Source organism: Synechococcus sp. BA-120 BA3 (genome assembly GCF_034931285.1).
Lineage (GTDB): Bacteria > Cyanobacteriota > Cyanobacteriia > PCC-6307 > Cyanobiaceae > Cyanobium.
Genome location: NZ_JAYGHZ010000266.1, coordinates 1 through 17,104, shown reverse-complemented (window position 1 = coordinate 17,104; position 17,104 = coordinate 1). Strand labels below are relative to the sequence as shown.

Annotated in this window: 20 protein-coding genes; 12 read left to right on the top strand and 8 right to left on the bottom strand. The window is 70.0% G+C overall.

Annotated elements, in window-relative coordinates:
• Positions 1–577: glycogen/starch/alpha-glucan phosphorylase (locus tag VB737_RS09975; RefSeq protein ID WP_500312659.1), on the top strand; the 577-nt coding region annotated here is incomplete at its 5' end.
• Here the strand turns inward: VB737_RS09975 and VB737_RS09970 are convergent.
• The gene (locus VB737_RS09970) at positions 555–1,787 is read right to left on the bottom strand and encodes an NAD(P)/FAD-dependent oxidoreductase (RefSeq protein ID WP_500312658.1); all 1,233 of its coding nucleotides are present in this window, start codon (positions 1,785–1,787) and stop codon (positions 555–557) included. The genes VB737_RS09975 and VB737_RS09970 overlap by 23 nt on opposite strands.
• Before the next feature lie 114 nt (positions 1,788–1,901).
• Here VB737_RS09970 and VB737_RS09965 point away from each other — a divergent pair, with 114 nt between their 5' ends.
• Together VB737_RS09965 and VB737_RS09960 are read left to right on the top strand one after the other, a co-directional pair.
• On the top strand, positions 1,902–2,114 hold the full coding sequence (locus tag VB737_RS09965) for an acetyltransferase (RefSeq protein ID WP_500312657.1): 213 nt from the start codon (positions 1,902–1,904) through the stop codon (positions 2,112–2,114).
• A 34-nt stretch (positions 2,115–2,148) separates the two neighbouring features.
• A complete protein-coding gene (locus VB737_RS09960) occupies positions 2,149–3,123 on the top strand; it encodes a cation diffusion facilitator family transporter (RefSeq protein WP_500312656.1) in 975 nt (324 codons plus the stop codon).
• Here VB737_RS09960 and cysW read toward each other — a convergent pair.
• Entirely contained in the window at positions 3,056–3,961 is a 906-nt protein-coding gene (cysW, locus tag VB737_RS09955) for a sulfate ABC transporter permease subunit CysW (RefSeq protein WP_500312655.1), read from the bottom strand. The two genes, VB737_RS09960 and cysW, sit on opposite strands and share 68 nt — an antisense overlap.
• 70 nt (positions 3,962–4,031) lie before the next feature.
• A complete protein-coding gene (gene cysT, locus VB737_RS09950) occupies positions 4,032–4,883 on the bottom strand; it encodes a sulfate ABC transporter permease subunit CysT (protein ID WP_500312654.1) in 852 nt (283 codons plus the stop codon).
• 98 nt (positions 4,884–4,981) lie between these two features.
• Here cysT and VB737_RS09945 point away from each other — a divergent pair, with 98 nt between their 5' ends.
• Positions 4,982–6,004 (top strand): sulfate/molybdate ABC transporter ATP-binding protein, encoded by a 1,023-nt coding sequence (locus tag VB737_RS09945; protein WP_500312653.1) that lies wholly within the window; start codon positions 4,982–4,984, stop codon positions 6,002–6,004.
• Here the strand turns inward: VB737_RS09945 and VB737_RS09940 are convergent.
• The 3 genes from VB737_RS09940 to VB737_RS09930 all read right to left on the bottom strand — a co-directional run bounded on the left by VB737_RS09940 (position 5,961) and on the right by VB737_RS09930 (position 7,446).
• On the bottom strand, positions 5,961–6,188 hold the full coding sequence (locus VB737_RS09940; RefSeq protein ID WP_500312652.1) for a hypothetical protein: 228 nt from the start codon (positions 6,186–6,188) through the stop codon (positions 5,961–5,963). The two genes, VB737_RS09945 and VB737_RS09940, sit on opposite strands and share 44 nt — an antisense overlap.
• A 77-nt stretch (positions 6,189–6,265) precedes the next feature.
• Positions 6,266–6,817 (bottom strand): Crp/Fnr family transcriptional regulator, encoded by a 552-nt coding sequence (locus VB737_RS09935; RefSeq protein WP_500312651.1) that lies wholly within the window; start codon positions 6,815–6,817, stop codon positions 6,266–6,268.
• A 197-nt stretch (positions 6,818–7,014) separates the two neighbouring features.
• Entirely contained in the window at positions 7,015–7,446 is a 432-nt protein-coding gene (locus tag VB737_RS09930) for an RrF2 family transcriptional regulator (RefSeq protein WP_323243560.1), read from the bottom strand.
• 186 nt (positions 7,447–7,632) lie between these two features.
• Between VB737_RS09930 and VB737_RS09925 the strand changes: the two genes are divergently transcribed.
• Positions 7,633–8,655: a sulfate ABC transporter substrate-binding protein gene (locus VB737_RS09925; protein WP_500312661.1), complete on the top strand. Its 1,023-nt coding sequence runs from the start codon at positions 7,633–7,635 to the stop codon at positions 8,653–8,655.
• Between the two features lie 49 nt (positions 8,656–8,704).
• Positions 8,705–9,547 carry a class II glutamine amidotransferase gene (locus VB737_RS09920; RefSeq protein WP_500312650.1) on the top strand — a complete coding sequence of 281 codons (843 nt, stop codon included), beginning with the start codon at positions 8,705–8,707 and terminating at the stop codon, positions 9,545–9,547.
• 91 nt (positions 9,548–9,638) lie between these two features.
• Here the strand turns inward: VB737_RS09920 and VB737_RS09915 are convergent, their stop codons facing one another.
• Entirely contained in the window at positions 9,639–9,938 is a 300-nt protein-coding gene (locus VB737_RS09915) for a hypothetical protein (RefSeq protein ID WP_323243557.1), read from the bottom strand.
• 69 nt (positions 9,939–10,007) lie between these two features.
• Positions 10,008–11,489: an FAD-linked oxidase C-terminal domain-containing protein gene (locus VB737_RS09910; protein WP_500312660.1), complete on the bottom strand. Its 1,482-nt coding sequence runs from the start codon at positions 11,487–11,489 to the stop codon at positions 10,008–10,010.
• A gap of 144 nt (positions 11,490–11,633) precedes the next feature.
• On the opposite strand from VB737_RS09910, the gene hemL reads away from it, so the two are divergent.
• From hemL to VB737_RS09880, 6 genes are all read left to right on the top strand, one after another.
• Positions 11,634–12,962 (top strand): glutamate-1-semialdehyde 2,1-aminomutase, encoded by a 1,329-nt coding sequence (gene hemL, locus VB737_RS09905; RefSeq protein ID WP_500312649.1) that lies wholly within the window; start codon positions 11,634–11,636, stop codon positions 12,960–12,962.
• Positions 12,959–14,155 (top strand): ABC transporter substrate-binding protein, encoded by a 1,197-nt coding sequence (locus VB737_RS09900; protein ID WP_500312648.1) that lies wholly within the window; start codon positions 12,959–12,961, stop codon positions 14,153–14,155. The genes hemL and VB737_RS09900 overlap by 4 nt, the downstream gene beginning before the upstream one ends.
• Positions 14,156–14,162: 7 nt before the next feature.
• Positions 14,163–15,092: a branched-chain amino acid ABC transporter permease gene (locus tag VB737_RS09895; RefSeq protein ID WP_323243554.1), complete on the top strand. Its 930-nt coding sequence runs from the start codon at positions 14,163–14,165 to the stop codon at positions 15,090–15,092.
• Positions 15,093–15,097: 5 nt separating this feature from the next.
• A complete protein-coding gene (locus VB737_RS09890) occupies positions 15,098–16,009 on the top strand; it encodes a branched-chain amino acid ABC transporter permease (RefSeq protein WP_500312647.1) in 912 nt (303 codons plus the stop codon).
• The gene (locus VB737_RS09885; RefSeq protein WP_500312646.1) at positions 16,006–16,857 is read left to right on the top strand and encodes an ABC transporter ATP-binding protein; all 852 of its coding nucleotides are present in this window, start codon (positions 16,006–16,008) and stop codon (positions 16,855–16,857) included. The genes VB737_RS09890 and VB737_RS09885 overlap by 4 nt, the downstream gene beginning before the upstream one ends.
• The coding region (locus tag VB737_RS09880; protein WP_500312645.1) for an ATP-binding cassette domain-containing protein at positions 16,854–17,104 on the top strand (251 nt) is incomplete at its 3' end. The genes VB737_RS09885 and VB737_RS09880, both read left to right, overlap by 4 nt.

Genomic DNA, 17,104 nt, shown 5'->3' with positions numbered 1-17,104 from the left:
GCGCGTCTACCCCGCCGCCGACCTCTCCGAGCAGATCTCCACCGCCGGCCTCGAGGCCTCCGGCACCGGCAACATGAAATTCATGATGAACGGCGCCCTCACCATCGGCACCCTCGATGGCGCCAACATCGAGATCCGTGAGCAGGTCGGCGACGACAACTTCTTCCTCTTTGGCCGCACCACCGAAGGCATCGCCGAACTCCGGGAACAGGGCTACCGGCCCTGGGAATGGATCGGCAACGATCCGCTGCTGGCGGAGGTGTTCGCCCTGATCGAGCGGGGGCACTTCAGCCAGGGGGACACGGACCGCTTCCGGCCCATGACCGACCAGCTGCGGGGGGTCGACCCCTTCGTCGTGCTGGCCGACTTCGCGGCCTACCTGCAGGCCCAGGCCAGCGTCAGCGCCACCTGGGCCGACCGCCGCCGCTGGAATCAGATGGCGTTGCTGAACACCGCCCGCAGTGGCTTCTTCTCCTCCGATCGGGCCATCGGTGAGTACGCAGAACGCATCTGGGACGTGACGCCCTCCCCGGTGGCCATCCGCGGCAGCGACCTCAGCGCGCCACCCCCGGCATGAAGCGGCGCTCGTGGGGGGCTCCCTTGAGCATGCGGTTCCAGTAGATCCAGGGCAGCACGTCCTTCTTGACCACCCACATGCTCCAGCGCTCCTGGGTGGGATCGAGGGGGAAGGAGGGAACGGGCTGTCCCTCATAGTTGAACTCGGCCATGATCACCCGGCCGTAGCCGGTGATCAGCGGGCAGCAGGCGTAGCCGTCGTAGCGGGCCGCCAGGGGCTGACCGTCGAGGTGGGCCAGCAGGTTGGCCACCAGCACCGGTGCCTGGCCCCGCACCGCCGCCGCGGTCTTGGAGTTGGGCAGCGAGGAGACGTCGCCGAGGGAGAAGACGTTGGGGTGGCGCACGTGCTGGGTGGTGAACTTGTCCACCTCCACCCAGCCGCCGGGGCCGGCCACTGCCAGGGGGCTGGTGGCCACCACATCCGGGGCCGCCATCGGCGGGGTGACATGCAGCATCCCGAAGGGCAGCACCTCTTCGCGCACCGTGTCGCCGTCCTTGACGGCGAAGACGGCCTCCTTGCTGGCGGCGCGCACCTCCTTGAGGGTGTGCTGGTAGCGGGGCTCGATGCCGCGGCGGGCCACCACCTGGCGCAGGGGTTCGGCGAAGGTGGGAATCCCGAAGATCCCCGGGGTGGCGGTGGCGAAGATGACCTTGGTGGCCGCCGCCACCACCGGCGAGCGCTTGAAGACGTCGTCGGCCAGGTACATGATCTTCTGGGGCGCCCCGGCGCATTTGATCGGCGTGTCGGGGAAGGTGAAGATGGCGTTGCCGCCGCTGAACGCCTGGATCGTCGTCCAGGTGTAATCGACCAGATCCTTGGAATAGTTGCTGGTGATGCCCTCCGTGCCCAGGGCCTCCGGCAGACCCTTGATCCGGTCCCAGCAGAGCTTGATGCCGGTGGCCACCACCAGGGCGTCGTAATGGAGCGTTTCACCGTCGCTGCTGGTGACGGTGCCGGCCACCGGATCGAAACCGGTGGCGGCGGCGCGGATCCAGCGCACCCCCTCGGGGATCAGGTCCGCCTCGGCGCGGCGGGTCTGCTCGAGGGTGAAGACGCCGCCGCCCACCAGGGTCCAGCCGGGTTGGTAGTAGTGGTCGGGGGAGGGCTCCAGGATGGCGATCTCCAGACCGGGCCGGGCCCGCTTGAGCTGGCTGGCCACGGTGAGGCCCGCAGCCCCTCCGCCGACGATCAGGATCTGGTGATGGGCCATGGAACGGAACTCAGACGCGGAGGGCCCGGCAACGGCGCCGGAGAAATGTCACGGTCGCTACCTTGACCAGCGCCATGGCACCAGACTGAAGGTATCGAGAACCGGAGCAGGGCGATGTTCCTGAAAGTACGCCACAACGATGACGCCAGCCTCGTGGAGGTGCTGAACGTCAAGCAGTTGTTCAACCCCTTCGACGCCCGGGTCCAGGCCCGGCTCCACGGCGGCGAGGAGCTGCAGGATCCCCAGGAGTACCCCAAGACCGACCTGTTCTTTCCCTCCGGAGAGGCCCTGCCCCGGTGCTGGCTCGATTCCCATTACCAGAGCTGAAGCCGGCCGGGGCCAGCGCTGCTAAGACGCCTCCATGGCGTCCCATTCACACGAGCACCCACCGCACGACCATGGGCATCCACACGGCCAGGGTTCGCCCCGGGCCTTCTTCTGGGGGGTGCTGCTGAACAGCGGCCTCTCGGGGCTGCAGCTGGCGATCGGCATCGGCTTCGGCTCCCTGGCCCTGATCGGCGACGCCATCCACAACCTCGGTGATGTGGCCGGCCTGCTGCTGGGCTGGGGGGCCGAACGGCTGAGTGCCCGGCCGGCCACGGCTCGCTTCACCTACGGCTTCGGCCGCAGCACCCAGCTGGCCTCGCTGATGAACGCGGCCCTGATCCTGATGGCGGCCGGGGTGGTCATCGTCGAAGGAGTGCAGCGGCTGCTGGATCCGGTGCCGGTGGTCAGCGGCCCGGTGGCCTGGGCGGCGGCGGCCGGCATCGTGATCAACCTGCTCTCGGCCCGGCTGTTCGGCGCCGGCCACCACCACGATCTGAACCGGCGGGCGGCGGTGGTGCACCTGCTCACCGATGCCGCCGTCTCGGCCGCCGTTCTGGTCAGCGCCGTGCTGGTGGGGCTGGTGGGCTGGCTGTGGCTGGATGCGGCCACGGCCATCGGTGTGGGGCTGGCGGTGGCCTGGAGCGGCTGGGAACTGCTGATGGAATCCCTCAGCGCCAGCCTCGACGCCGTGCCGCGGGGCGTTGACCTGGCCGCGGTGGAGGCGGCCCTGCGGGACCTGCCCGGCGTGGAGAACGTCCACCATCTGCACGTCTGGGGCATGAGCACCTCCCGCACCGCCCTCACGGCCCATCTCGTCGGCCCTGGTGACGGCCCGCTCGACGCAGAGCTGCTGTCCCTTGCCCAGCGGCGGCTCGCCCCGCTGGGCATCACCCACAGCACGCTCCAGATCGAGGCGCCGGGGAGCTGTTCCCAGGACCCGATCAGCCGTCCAGGGGGTTCCGGGTCGCCTTCTTGTCCTGCTCCAGCAGCTGCTCCACCAGGAGCTTGAGCAGCAGCGACACGATCGCCACGCCCCCCAGCACCATTGCCGCCCCGAAGGCCAGTTCGGTCTGGTAGTTCTTGTAGGCGTCCTCCACGAAGAGGGGCAGGGTCTGGGTGAGGCCCTCGATGTTGCCGCTGACCACCGCGACGGCACCGAACTCCCCCAGGGCCCGGGCCGTGGTGAGGATCAGGCCGTAGAGGGCGGCCCAGCGCACCGAGGGGAGCGTCACCTTCCAGAACACCTGCCAGTTGCTGGCGCCGAGGGTGCGGGCGGCCTCCTCCTGCTCCCAGCCCTCCTCCTCCAGCAGGGGGATCACCTCCCGGGCCATGAAGGGGAAGGTGACGATGATCGTGGCCAGCACGATCCCCGGCCAGGAGAAGATGATCTTCCAGCCCAGGCTCTCGATGACGCCCCCCAGCAGGCCATGGGTGGGGCTGTAGAGCAGCACCAGCATCAGGCCCACCACCACCGGCGAGATCGAGAAGGGGAGGTCGATGATGCTGAGCAGCAGGGCCTTGCCCCGGAACTGGCGGCGGGCGATGGCGGTGGCCGCAGCCAGGCCGAAGATCACGTTGCAGGGCACCGCCACGGCGGTGGCGAACAGGGTCAGGCGCAGGGCCGAGAGCAGTTCGTGGGACTGGAAGTTCTCCAGGAAAGGCCCCAGCCCCTTGGCGAAGGCGGAGGCCACGACGCTCAGGGCGGGCAGCAGGATCACCACCCCCACGTAGAGGCAGGCGATCAGGGGGATCAGGATCGCCGCCAGATCAGGGCCCTGGCGGCGTGACCTGGGGCGGGGGGCCTGAACGGCTGCGGGGCTCTCCAGGGTGGGGACGACGATGGTCATGGCGGACAGCCGGTGGCGGGAACGAGAGGGCGGACAGGGCAAGGATTGAAGGCGGAGCCAGGTGGCGGGATCAGGCCGCGTCGCCCTGGTAGCGCTGGCCCCACACCTGCAGCAGGTTGATGACAAGCAAACTGAGCAGGGAGAAGATCAGCATCACCGCGCCGATCACGGTGGCGGCATCGAAGTCGTATTCCTCCAGTTTCTGGATGATCAACGTGGGGGTGATCAGGTCCCGGAACGGCACGTTGCTGGAGATCATCACCACCGAGCCGTACTCCCCCACGGCCCGGCTGTAGCCCTGGGCCACCCCGCCGAGGATCGCCGGCAGGAGCTGGGGGAGCACCACCCGCAGGCTGGTCTGGAGCGGCGTGGCCCCCAGGCACCAGGAGGCCTCCTCCTGCTCCTTCTCGAGGGAACGCAGCACGGGTTCCACGGTGCGCACCACAAAGGGCAGGGAGATGAACACCATCGCCACGGTCACCCCCGGGGCGGCGAAGGCCACCTTGAGGCCGAAGGCCTCGTTGAGCGGCTGGCCCAGCCAGCCGTTGGTGCTGTACACGGCCGTGAGGGCAAGACCGGCGACGGCGGTGGGAAGGGCGAAGGGCAGATCGATCAGGGCATCGAGCAGGCGCTGGCCAGGAAAGCGGCAGCGCACCAGCGCCCAGGCCACCGCCAGCCCGAAGACACCGTTGATGAAGCTGGCCACCAGGGCCAGGCCGAAGCTGACCTTGTAGGTGGCGATGGCCTCCGGTGTGGTGGCCATCTCCCAGAAACCGACGGGTCCCACCTCGGCGGCCCTGAGCAGCATCGCGCCCAGGGGCAGGAACAGGATCAGGCCCAGGTAGGTCCAGGTGATGCGCCAGGGCCAGCTGGGCAGCGCCAGGGCCGGCAGGCGCCAGCGACGCAGGAGGGCGGGGGCCATCGGAGCGGGAGGAGCGGGACGACGGCGTCAGACTAAAGGACGGTTCATCGGTGCGCTTACCGGTATAGTCAGTTTCTCCAGCCACCCAGGCCGCTCCCATGGGCATCCGCGTCGCCAACGTCAGCAAGAGCTTCGGCGACTTCCGCGCCGTCGACGACGTCAGCGTCGACGTGGAAAGCGGCTCCCTGGTGGCCCTGCTCGGACCCTCCGGGTCGGGCAAGAGCACCCTGCTGCGATTGATCGCCGGACTGGAGGAGGCCGATGCCGGCCGCATCTGGATCACCGGCGAGGAGGCGACCGAACGGTCGGTGCAGGAGCACCAGGTGGGCTTCGTCTTCCAGCATTTCGCCCTGTTCAAGCACCGCAACGTGCGTCGCAACGTGGCCTTCGGCCTTGAACTGCGCCGCTGGAAGCCCGAGGCGATCCGCCGGCGGGTCGACGAGCTGCTCGACCTGGTGCACCTGCGGGGCTACGGCAACCGCTACCCCTCCCAGCTGTCCGGCGGGCAGCGGCAGCGGGTAGCCCTGGCCCGAGCCCTGGCGGTGCAGCCCCGGGTGCTGCTGCTGGATGAACCCTTCAGCGCCCTCGATGCCAAGGTGCGCAAGGAACTGCGCGCCTGGCTGCGCAATCTCCACGACGAGATGCACGTCACCACCGTGATCGTCACCCACGACCAGGAGGAGGCCATGGAGGTGGCCGATCGGATCGTGGTGATGAACGAAGGCCGGGTGGAGCAGATCGGTTCCCCGGCGGAGATCTACGACCATCCCGCCTCACCGTTCGTGATGAGTTTCGTGGGCGCCGTCAACGAGTTGCCCAGCGGTTCCCTGCCCGTGCGGCGCGATGCGGTTCCGCCGCTGCCGGCGGAGGGCCGGATCTTCGTGCGCCCCCACCATGTGCAGGTGCATGCCACCCCCCAGCCGGGCACCGTGCCGGCCCGCCTGCGGCGCCTCACCCACATGGGCCGCGACCTGCAGGCGGAACTGGTGCTCGACTCAGAAGAAGTGGTGGTGGCCCAGTTCCCCCGGGAAGAGGTGGACGTCGCCAACCTCAAGCCCGGCGACCGACTGCATGTGATCAGCCGCCAGGCCCACGCCTTTCAACCGGATTTTTCGATCTGATCAGTCGATCGGAGCCGTGGCGGCGCGGCGGTTCGGAATGAACCTCCGCCAGGCGGGCATCGGCGAGGTACTGGGCCACGGCCAGGGGATCCTGGTGGCGCAGCAGTTCACCGTTGCGGAAGACGAGGGTGAAGCGCTGGGGATGGGACTCATTGAGCCTGGAGCGGAAGTACTGGGCAGCCATGAAGGTGGTTGTTGATGCGTGGGTGTTGTTGAACAGAAAGGACGCTGGGAATGGGGCGCTGAACCGCGTCGGCGTGTTCAGGGAATGCTGACCATCAGGTCGGTGTCGCTGACCTGATGCAGCAGGCCGAGGCGCTTGAAATGGTTGAGGGTCTTGGTGACCGTCACCCGGGTGAAGCCGCAGATCTCCGCCAGGGCCTGATGGGTGAGGTTCATGTCCCGCAGGGAGAGGCGGTAGCCGCGGCTGCTCACCTGCCCGAAGCGGAGGCCGATCCAGCGCAGCAGCCGCAGCAGCCGTGAGTCGGCGCCGCGGACCCGGTTGATCTCGAACAGCTCTTCGGTGTTCCGGATCTGGTGATGCAGGAAGGCCAGGATCTCGGCCTCGCTGGGATGGCCCTGCTCCACCACCACCGTGGACAGGCACTGGATCTCCACCGGACGCAGCGTGGAATAAGCGTTGGTCACCCAGTCACCCGGGCCCCACTGGCCAAGGGTGAAGGATTCGCCCTCCTCGTCGTGGGAGGCGGTGCGGATGTAGCCGTCCTGGATCTTCCAGTGAAGTCCGTCGGGCAGGACGTCATGGGGCAGGAGCGTGAGGCGGAGGGTCTGGGGCGTGCGTGAGGTGGTCATGGCCGCAGGCGGACAGCGATGGGGTCGGGGGGTTCAGGGCAGGGCGGACGGCCAGCCTTCGGCTGGCGACAGGCATTCGCCGACAACAGTCCATGGGGAGCCTGCGGGGACCCGAACACCATATCTCACATTTCCCATCGGCAATGTGGTCTATTTAACGGTCCAGCGCGGTCCGGCCGGATTCAGGGCCGGTCTGCTCAGATGAAGTACATCGCCTGGGCCTGGGCCAGGTGATCCCGCTGGTCCAGCAGGTCCTGCAGGGTGGTGCCCAAGAGAATGGCGCGGCGGGCCTCTTCGAGCCGTTCCTCCAGCCGACCCAGCACCTCGAATTCAGGGGTGACGCCCTCGCCGCCGGCCCGCGGCGTGACCTCCCCCTCCAGGCAGCTCACGACGTCATCGACCCGGATCTCGGCCGGTGGCCGGGCCAGCTGGTAACCCCCCTTCGGCCCGCGGATGCTGCGCAGGATCTGGCCCCGGCGCAGGCTGGCGAGCATCTGCTCCAGATAGCGATCGGGAATGGCCTGGCGCTGGGCGATCTCCGCCACCTGGAGGACACCGCCGCGGGAATGGATGGCGGCCAGCTCGATGAGCGAGACGAGGCCGTATCCGGTTTTCGCGCTGAAGGCCAAGGGAATCCACGGTTGTCTTACGGGGATTGTGGCAGGCCCGGCTTCGGCAATCGGCCCCCGCCGGGCCTCCGCCCGGTGTCATCCGCCCTACATCGCGCGGCGGCAGGGAGGAATAGTTTTCTCCAGTTCGCGCATCGGTCTACCGTACTTTATCCATTCTCCTCGCCACTTCCGTCCGCCACCCCCCTGGCCATCACCGGCCTCCTGCTGGGGGGCCTGGCCCTGAGCGGCTGCGGCACCCAGCCCGAGGGCGGTGGCGGCGCCGGCGGCAGCGGCGCTCCCGAGGAGCTGCTGCTGGTCAGCTACGCCGTGACCAAGGGGGCCTACGACCGGATCCTGCCCAAGTTCGAAGCCGACTGGAAGGCCCGAACCGGTCAGGCCATCAACGTCAAGACGAGCTACGGCGGCTCCGGCTCCCAGACCCGGGCGATCATCGACGGCCTCGATGCCGACGTGGCCACCCTCGCCCTGGCCGGTGACGTGCTCAAGCTCCAGGAAGCGGGCCTGGTGCAGCCGGGCTGGGAGAACGACCTGCCCGGCGGCGCGATCATCACCCACTCGGTGGTGGCCTTCGTGACCCGTGATGGCAACCCCAAAGGGGTACGGACCTGGGCCGACCTGGCCAAGCCCGGCGTCACCGTGGTGACGGCCAATCCCAAGACCTCCGGCGGCGCCCGCTGGAACTTCCTGGGGCTATGGGGCTCGATCAGCCAGACCGGCGGCAGCGAGGCCCAGGCCAAGGCCTACGTCAGTTCGGTTTACCGCAACGTCGACAACCTGCCCAAGGACGCCCGCGAGGCCAGTGACGTGTTCCTCAAGCGCGGACAGGGCGACGTGCTGCTCAACTACGAGAACGAGGCGATCCTGGCCAAGCGCAGCGGCGATCTCAAGGCCCCCTTCATCGTGCCCGAGGTCAACATCCGCATCGAGGGCCCGGTGACCGTCATCGACCGCAACGTGGATCGCAAGGGCACCCGCAAGGCCGCCGAGGCCCTGGCCGCCTTTCTGCAGAGCGAGCCGGCCCAGGAAATCTTCGCCGAGGAAGGCTTCCGTCCGGCCAGCCCGGGCGTCTGGAGCCGGGTGAAGGGCCGCTTCGCCCCGGTGAAGCAGCTGTTCTCGGCCGGCGACTTCGGTGGCTGGGAGAAGATCAACGCCACCTTCTTCGGCAAGGACGGGGTCTGGGACCAGCTGTTCAGCAGCTCCCGCTGATCCGGCCCCTCGCGGCGGGGACAATGGGGTCCTCGGTGGACCTCGGGTGATGTGCGAACTGCTGGCCCTCAGCGCCAACACCCCCACCGACATGCGCTTCTCCTTCCATGGCCTCACCCGCCGGGGGGGTGCCACCGGCTGCCACGGGGACGGCTGGGGGGTGGCCAGCTTCGACCCCGATGGCCGCGGGGTGCATCTGTACCGGGAGGACGCCCCGGCGGCCTTCTCGCCGATCGCCGCCCAGGTGGCCAGCCTGGATCTGCGCGCCCACTGCTCGATCGCCCACATCCGCAAGGCGACCCAGGGGGTGGTGGCCCTGGAGAACTGCCACCCCTTCCACCGGCGCTGGCAAGGGCGGGAGTGGGTGTTCGCCCACAACGGCAACCTGCTGGGACCTCTGCCTCAGACCCGGCTGTTCGTTCCAGAGGGATCCACCGACAGCGAAGTGGCCTTCTGCTGGATCCTGGAGCAACTGAACGCCGCCGGCGCCGATCCGGCGGACCTGGATGCCATCTTCGACACGCTGGTGCTCTGCGCCCGGCAGCTGGAGCAGCAGGGCACCTTCAACTGTCTGATCAGCAACGGCAGCTGGCTGTTCGCCCATGCCAGCAGCCGGCTGCACCGCATCACCCGCCGGGCCCCGTTCGGCCGGGCCACCCTGGCGGATGACGACCTGAGCGTCGACTTCTCCGAGCTGGCCGGCGTCGACGACGTCGTGACGATCGTCAGCACCGAACCGCTGACCAGGGATGAGGCATGGCTGCCGCTTCAGGCCGGCGAGGCCGTCCTGCTGGTGGGGGGCGAAGTGGTACGGCACCAGCCCCCCGGGGTGCCGGGAACAGCCAGCCCAGTACCGGACAGAACGCTTCGACGAGAACGAACGTCTGGGTGAGGCAAGCCATCACCTGGCAGAAGAGATCGTCCGCCAGCAGGGACATCCAGGCATACCAGATGGGCCGCGCGTGGCCAGCGGAAGCTGGCGCTCAGGGGAGCATCCCGCAGACGAACAGCTTGTTCATCACCGGGGCGGCGACCTGGTCGATGAAGGACTGACGCAGCTGGGGATCGTCGTTGAGCATGTCGAGCACGCGCTGCTCCTGGGACCCACGCCGCTCGCTGCGGGCGGCCCAGAGCTGCTCGCAGCTGGATTTCTGATAGCGCTCGATCACTTTCTTGGCCACCAGATTGACGACCGGGGACTGGGCGAAAACCGGCGCTGCGGTCAGCAGGCTGCCTGTGACACCCAGAGCGACACCCAGACGGGCCATCGGGCGGATCAGCATGGAGCGCCGGGAGGGAAGGTCCCCCCAACGTAGAACCGTGCCCGCGGCGATCCGCCCCCTCGGCCGGGCTCAGAAAACGTCGAGGGGCTCCAGGCTCGGCGACTCCACGCCACCGGCGGGGAGGGCATCGACCCGCACGGTGAGCGAGGAAGCCTGACGCCGGGCCGATTCGCCGCAGCTGCGCGGGGTGGGGAAGATCTTGCCGGGGTTGGCCAGGCCCGCCGGGTCGAAAGCGTCACGCACCAGGCGCATGGTGGCCAGGTCGTCGGGGGCGAACATCCAGTCGAGATAGCAGCGCTTGTCGCTGCCCACCCCGTGCTCGCCGGTGATACTGCCGCCCGCATCGATGCAGAGGCGCAGGATGTCGGCCCCCAGTTCCTGCACCCGGTCGGTTACGCCGGGCTCATCGGCCCGGTACAGGATCAGGGGGTGGAGATTGCCGTCGCCGGCATGGAACACGTTGGCCACCGGCAGGTCGTAGCGGCGGCTGAGCTCCTCGATCGCCGCCAGCACCCCGGGCAGGGCGCTGCGGGGCACGACGCCGTCCTGCACGTAATAGGTGGGGGTGATGCGGCCGACGGCGGCAAAGGCGGACTTGCGCCCCTTCCACAGCACGGCCCGGTCGGCTTCGCTGGAGGCGCGCCGGATGGTGCGGGCCCCGGCCTGTCGGCAGAGCTCACCGGCGATCTCCACGGCGGCGGCCACCTCGCGCTCCTGGCCGTCCAGTTCGATCAGCAGCACCGCGGCCGCATCGCGGGGGTACTCGTCGCGGCCGAACAGATCGTCGACGGCGTTGATGGTGAAGTTGTCCATGATCTCCATCCCGGCCGGCAGTACGCCGGCCGCCGTCACCAGGCGCACCGCCTCACCGGCGGCCTCCATGGCGGTGAAGTCGGCCAGCAGCACCGCCACGCTCTGCGGGGCCCGCAGCAGCCGTAGGGTGATGGCGGTGGCGATGCCGAGGGTGCCCTCGCTGCCGATGAACACCCCGCGCAGGTCCAGCTCGGGGGTCTCGGCCAGGCCGCTGCCCAGGGTGGTGACCGTGCCGTCGGGCAGCACCACCTCCATCTCCAGCACGTGGTTGCTGGTGACCCCGTACTTGAGGCAGTGCACGCCGCCGGAGTTCTCGGCCACGTTGCCGCCGATCGAGCAGACCACCTGGCTGGAGGGGTCCGGGGCGTAGTAGAAGCCGTCGCCGGCCACCGCCCGGGTGACCCAGCCGTTGATCACCCCCGGCTGGACGGTGATGCGGCGGTTGGCCAGATCGACATCGAGGATCGAGCGCATGCGGCTGGTGGCGATCACCAGCGCTCCGTTCTCCGCCAGGGCGCCCCCCGAGAGGCCGGTGCCGCTGCCACGGGCCAGGAAGGGCACGCCGCGGCGGTGGCACAGCCGCAGGATGGCGGCCACCTGTTCGGTGGTTTCGGGCAGCACCACCAGGGGGGGCTGGGCCCGGTGCAGCGTCAGGCCGTCGCAGTCGTAGGCCAGCAGCTCCTGGGGCGCCGCCACCACGGCCCGCGCCGGCAGCAGGGCGCGGCAGTCACGCTCCATCGCGGCCCAGTCGATCGTCACGGAAGCGTTCCGGTGGGCCGGGGAAGGGGTGCCATTGCTTCCGAACTTACCGAGGCGCAGCACCCCGGCACCCTTCTGGGTCAGGATGGGAAACGAATGCCTCCACCTTCCGCGGATCCCGCCTTGAGTTCGGCCACCCCTTCAGCGCCCGCCTCGGCCCCTTCCCTCCTCACCACCCGATCCGAGGAGATCTTCGCCGCCGCCCAGACACTCATGCCCGGGGGCGTCAGTTCCCCCGTGCGGGCCTTCAAGTCGGTGGGCGGCCAGCCGATCGTCTTCGACCGCGTCAAGGGGGCCTACGCCTGGGACGTCGACGGCAACCGCTACATCGACTACGTCGGCAGCTGGGGGCCCGCCATCTGCGGCCACAGCCATCCGGAGGTGATCGCCGCCCTGCACCAGGCCCTGGAGAAGGGCACCAGCTTCGGCGCCCCCTGCGTGCTCGAGAACGAGCTGGCCGAACTGGTCATCGCCGCCGTGCCGTCGGTGGAGATGGTGCGCTTCGTCAACTCCGGCACCGAGGCCTGCATGGCGGTGCTGCGGCTGATGCGCGCCTTCACCGGCCGGGAGAAGGTGATCAAGTTCGAGGGCTGCTACCACGGCCACGCCGACATGTTCCTGGTCAAGGCGGGCTCCGGGGTGGCCACCCTCGGCCTGCCCGACTCCCCCGGTGTGCCCCGCGCCGTCACCGCCGGCACCCTCACCGCCCCCTACAACTGCCTGGAGTCGGTCAAGCAGCTGTTCGCCAACAACCCCGGGGAGATCGCCGGGGTGATCCTGGAGCCGGTGGTGGGCAATGCGGGCTTCATCACCCCCGAGCCCGGCTTTCTCGAGGGCCTGCGCGAACTCACCAAGGAGAACGGCGCCCTGCTGGTGTTCGACGAAGTCATGACCGGCTTCCGCATCAGCTACGGCGGTGCCCAGGCCCGCTTCGGCGTCACCCCGGACCTCACCACCATGGGCAAGGTGATCGGCGGCGGCCTGCCGGTGGGGGCCTACGGCGGCCGGGCCGACATCATGGCGATGGTGGCCCCCGCCGGCCCCATGTATCAGGCGGGCACCCTGAGCGGCAATCCCCTGGCCATGACCGCCGGCATCAAGACCCTGCAGCTGCTCAGCCAGCCCGGCAGCTACGAGCGGCTGGAGACGATCACCAAACGGCTCATCGACGGCATCCGCGCCGCCGCCGCCGAAGCCGGCATCCCCTTCTGCGGCGGCAGCATCAGCGCCATGTTCGGCTTCTTCCTCTGTGAGGGGCCGGTGCACAACTTCGAGCAGGCCAAGGCCGCCGACACGGTCCGCTTCGGCCGCCTGCACCGCGGCATGCTCGAACGCGGCGTCTACCTGGCACCGAGCGCCTTCGAGGCGGGCTTCACCTCCCTGGCCCACAGCGACGCCGACATCGACGCCACCATCGACGCCTTCCGCGACGTCTTCCTCTCGCTGGCGTGAGCGTCGGTCGTCTGCTGGGGGTCGGCACCGGGCTGCTGACCCTGACCCTGCTGGCGGGCTGCGCCACCGACCCCGGCAGCCAGCCCCTCGATCTGGCCGGCGGCGTGCCGGTGGGGGCTGTGCTCGCCCTGACGGGCAACGCCAACGTCTACGGCCAGGACCAGAAGATCGGCCTGGAGCTGGCCCTGCAGCACCGCAATGGCGCCGGCGGCATCAACGGCACGCCCCTGAAGCTGGCCCTCGAGGACAGCGGCAGCGACGAACCGGGGGCCAACACGGCCTTCACCCTGCAGATCAACCGGGGCGTGCTGGCCCTGATCGGCCCCACCCTCTCCCAGCAGGCCTTCTCCGCCGACCCGATCGCCCAGCGCCGCGGCGTCCCGGTGGTGGCCCCCTCCAACACCGCCACCGGCATCCCGGAGATCGGCTTCTTCATCAGCCGGGTCTCGGCCCAGAGCTCGGTGATCGCGCCCCTGGCCATCGAGCGGGCCCTGAAGATCCAGCCGGGCCTGAAGCGGGCGGCGGTGTTCTACGCCCAGGACGACGCCTACAGCACCGCCGAGACCACCATTTTCCAGAAGGCACTCAAGGAGAAGGGCCTCGATCCGGTGACGGTGCAGCGCACCCAGCTCAACGACCAGGACTTCCAGAACCAGATCAGCGCCGCCCTGCGGGAGAAGCCCGACCTGATCGTGCTGTCGCTGCAGGCGGTGGACGGCGGCAACCTGATCCGCCAGCTGCGGGAGCTGGGTTACAAGGGCCTGATCGTGGCCGGCAACGGCATGAACACCCCGAACATCTATCCGATCTGCCAGAAGTACTGCGACGGGCTGCTGATCGCCCAGGCCTACAGCCCCGAACTGGACACCCCCGCCAACACGGCCTTCCTCAAGGCCTTCCAGGCGGCCAAGGGCGGCGCCATCCCGCCCCAGCTCACGGCCCAGGCCTACACGGCCCTCCAGGTGATCGGCGATGCGCTGGTGCGGCTGGACAAACGCCAGCCCCTGAAAGGGGCCACCCTGACCGACGCGCGCAAGGCGCTGATGGAGGAGATCCTGGCCGGCACCTACGCCACCCCCCTGGGGGAGATCCGCTTCACCCCGGAGGGCGAGGTGGTCCAGAGCCAGTTCTTCGTGGCCCAGGTGCGCATGGATCCGGGCGGGCGCAGCGGACGCTTCGCCCTGCTCAAGTAAGCCCCTGGTGGACCTGCTCCAGATCCTGGTCAACGGTCTGTCGGTGGGGGCGGTCTACGGGCTGTTCGCTCTCGGCTACACCCTGGTGTTCTCGGTCCTGGGGGTGATCAACTTCGCCCATGGGGCGGTGTTCACCCTGGGGGCCTACTTCACCTACCTGCTGATCGGCGGTGCGGTGGGGGCCAACGGTCTGCTGGCCGGCTTCCAGCTGCCCGTCGCCCTGCCCTTCTGGGGCGCCCTGCCCCTGGCGGGGCTGGGGGCGGCCCTGGTGGCCCTGCTGGTGGAGCGGGTGGCCTTCCGCCCCCTGCGCCGCCGCCGGGCCGATCCGCTGCTGGCCCTGATCACCAGCCTGGGGGCGGGGGTGATCCTGGTGAACCTGATCCAGCTGCTGGTGGGGGCCGAAAGCTACGCCATCCCCACCGGCGCCCTCGGCGGCCTGCCGGCCTCCTTCCCCCTGCTGGGCGCCCGGGTGCGCACGGTCCAGGCCCTGCTGCTGGGCATCGCGGTGCTGCTGCTGGCCCTGCTCACCCTCTGGCTGGAGGGCAGCCGCAACGGCAAGGGGCTGCAGGCGGTGGCGGAGGACGCCGAAACCGCCCAGCTGCTCGGCATCGACAGCACCGCCATGGTGCGCCTCGCCTTCGGGCTCAGCGGTTTCCTGGCCGGGATGGCCGGCGGCCTGGTGGGGCTGAGCGCCAGCATCGCCGGGCCCTACTTCGGCATCGGCTACGGCCTCAAGGGGCTGGCGGTGCTGGTGCTGGGCGGGCTGGGCAGCGTGCCGGGGGCGGTGCTGGGGGGCCTGATCGTCGGGCTGGCGGAGGCCCTGGTGCCGGCCGACTGGTCGGGCTACAAGGATGCGGTCAGCTACGGCTTCCTGTTCCTGGTACTGCTGCTGCGGCCCCGGGGTCTGCTGGGCCGGCCACTGCCCACCAAGGTGTGAGGGCCATGGACGCCGCCCTGCTCGAACAGATGCTGCTCGGCGCCCTGCTGGCCCTCTCGGTCTACCTGCCGCTGCGCTGCGGCCAGCTGTCCCTGGCCACCCCGGGCTTCTATGCGGTGGGGGGCTACGTGGCCGCCCTGCTCTCCACCGGCGTCCCCGCCTTCGGCGGCAGCGGCGCCACCTCACCGCTGCCGGCCCTGCTGGCGGAGATGGCCCTGGGCGGGGCCCTGGCGGGGCTGATCGCCCTGGCGATCGGCGGGCCGGTGCTGCGGTTGCGGGGGATCTACCTGGCCATCGCCACCATCGCCCTGGTGGAGATCCTGCGGGTGCTCAACCTCAACCTGCCCTTCACCGGCGGGGCCATGGGGATCTTCGGCATCCCCCAGCCCTTCGCCCACCCCGAGGGCTACGTGCTGTTCACCCTGGCGCTGCTGGCCCTGGCCTGCTGGCTGTGCCAGCGGCTGGAGTCGCTGCGGCTGGGGCGGGCGATGGCCGCCATCCGCGACGACGAACTGGCGGCCGCCTGCGTCGGCATCGACACCCCCCGCACCAAGCTGATCGCCTTCGTGGCCAGCGCCGTGCTCGCCGGCGTCACCGGTGCGCTGGCGGCCCATTTCCTCAACTCCTGGAACGCCCGGGCCGGCAGCTTCGACGCCAGCATCACCACCCTGGCCTTCGTGGTGTTCGGCGGCTCCCGTCTGTGGCCGGGGCCGGTGCTGGGGGGGCTGCTGCTCACCGCCCTGCCGGAGCTGCTGCGGCCGGTGGGGGACCTGCGCCTGATCCTGTTCGGGGCGGTGATTCTGCTGGGTCCGCTGTTCTTTCCCCAGGGACTGGTGACGGCGGAACGACTGCGCTGGCTGACCGGCCTGCTCGGCCGGGGCCGCCACCGGGGCCGCCAGGCTCCCCAGGCCCCATGAGCCCGAGCGCCAGCCCGAGTCCCGACGGCACCGCCCCGGCGCCCCTGCTGCAGGTGGAGGCTGTCAGCTGCCGCTTCGGCGGCCTGCTGGCCCTCGATCAGGTGGGTCTGGAGCTGGAGGAGGGGGAGATCTTCGGCCTGATCGGCCCCAACGGCGCCGGCAAGACCACCCTGTTCAACGTGATCTCCGGCCTCACCCCCCCCAGCGGCGGCCGCTGCCTGTGGCGGGGGGCGCCCACCACGGGCCTGGGGGCCAGCGGCCTCAACCGCCTCGGCATCGCCCGCACCTTCCAGAACCTGCGCCTGTTCGAGAGCCTGTCGGTGCGGGAGAACGTGCTGGTGGGCCTGCACCATGCGGCCCGCACCCCCCTGCTGGGGGCCCTGGTGGCCAACGGCGCCTTCCGCCAACACCGGAGGGGCCTGGAGGATCGGGCGATGGAGCTGCTGGCCCTGCTGGAGCTGGAGGCCCTGGCCGACCAGCGGGCCGGGGACCTGCCCTACGGCGACCGCCGCCGGCTGGAGATCGCCCGGGCCCTGGCGACGGCGCCGCGGCTGCTGCTGCTGGATGAACCCGCCGCCGGCATGAACCCGGCCGAGAAGGACGACCTGCGGCGGCTGATCGGCACGATCCGCGAGCACTTCGCGCTGACGGTGCTGATCATCGAGCACCACGTGCCGCTGATGATGCAGCTCTGCGACCGGTTGGCGGTGCTCAACTTCGGCAGGCGCATTGCCCTGGGCAGCCCCGCCGAGGTGCGCACCGACCCACGGGTGATCGAGGCCTATCTGGGGGGCTCGGGTGGCAGCTCGGGCGCCAGTTCGGGCGGTGCCGGCGGAGACGGCCGATGAGCGCGCCGCTGCTGGAGCTGCGTTGTCTCACCGTGCGCTACGGCGCCCTCCCCGCCCTGCGGGGCCTCGATCTGCAGGTGAAGGAAGGGGAGCTGGTGGCCCTGCTGGGGGCCAACGGCGCCGGCAAGAGCACCACCCTGCGGGCCATCTCCCGGCTGGTGGGCGCCGCCGCCGGCCAGGTGCTGTGGCGCGGCGCCGACCTGGCGGGGGTAAGCACCCACCGCCCGGTGCGCCTCCTGTCTCCTAT

Bases quoted from the DNA above. Each gene is read 5' to 3' on its own strand.
- VB737_RS09970 (WP_500312658.1), bottom strand. From the start codon at position 1,787: ATGGCCCATCACCAGATCCTGATCGTCGGCGGAGGGGCTGCGGGCCTC.
- VB737_RS09965 (WP_500312657.1), top strand. From the start codon at position 1,902: ATGTTCCTGAAAGTACGCCACAACGATGACGCCAGCCTCGTGGAGGTG.
- VB737_RS09960 (WP_500312656.1), top strand. From the start codon at position 2,149: ATGGCGTCCCATTCACACGAGCACCCACCGCACGACCATGGGCATCCA.
- cysW (WP_500312655.1), bottom strand. From the start codon at position 3,961: ATGACCATCGTCGTCCCCACCCTGGAGAGCCCCGCAGCCGTTCAGGCC.
- cysT (WP_500312654.1), bottom strand. From the start codon at position 4,883: ATGGCCCCCGCCCTCCTGCGTCGCTGGCGCCTGCCGGCCCTGGCGCTG.
- VB737_RS09945 (WP_500312653.1), top strand. From the start codon at position 4,982: ATGGGCATCCGCGTCGCCAACGTCAGCAAGAGCTTCGGCGACTTCCGC.
- VB737_RS09940 (WP_500312652.1), bottom strand. From the start codon at position 6,188: ATGGCTGCCCAGTACTTCCGCTCCAGGCTCAATGAGTCCCATCCCCAG.
- VB737_RS09935 (WP_500312651.1), bottom strand. From the start codon at position 6,817: ATGACCACCTCACGCACGCCCCAGACCCTCCGCCTCACGCTCCTGCCC.
- VB737_RS09920 (WP_500312650.1), top strand. From the start codon at position 8,705: ATGTGCGAACTGCTGGCCCTCAGCGCCAACACCCCCACCGACATGCGC.
- VB737_RS09915 (WP_323243557.1), bottom strand. From the start codon at position 9,938: ATGCTGATCCGCCCGATGGCCCGTCTGGGTGTCGCTCTGGGTGTCACA.
- VB737_RS09910 (WP_500312660.1), bottom strand. From the start codon at position 11,489: ATGGAGCGTGACTGCCGCGCCCTGCTGCCGGCGCGGGCCGTGGTGGCG.
- VB737_RS09890 (WP_500312647.1), top strand. From the start codon at position 15,098: ATGGACGCCGCCCTGCTCGAACAGATGCTGCTCGGCGCCCTGCTGGCC.
- VB737_RS09885 (WP_500312646.1), top strand. From the start codon at position 16,006: ATGAGCCCGAGCGCCAGCCCGAGTCCCGACGGCACCGCCCCGGCGCCC.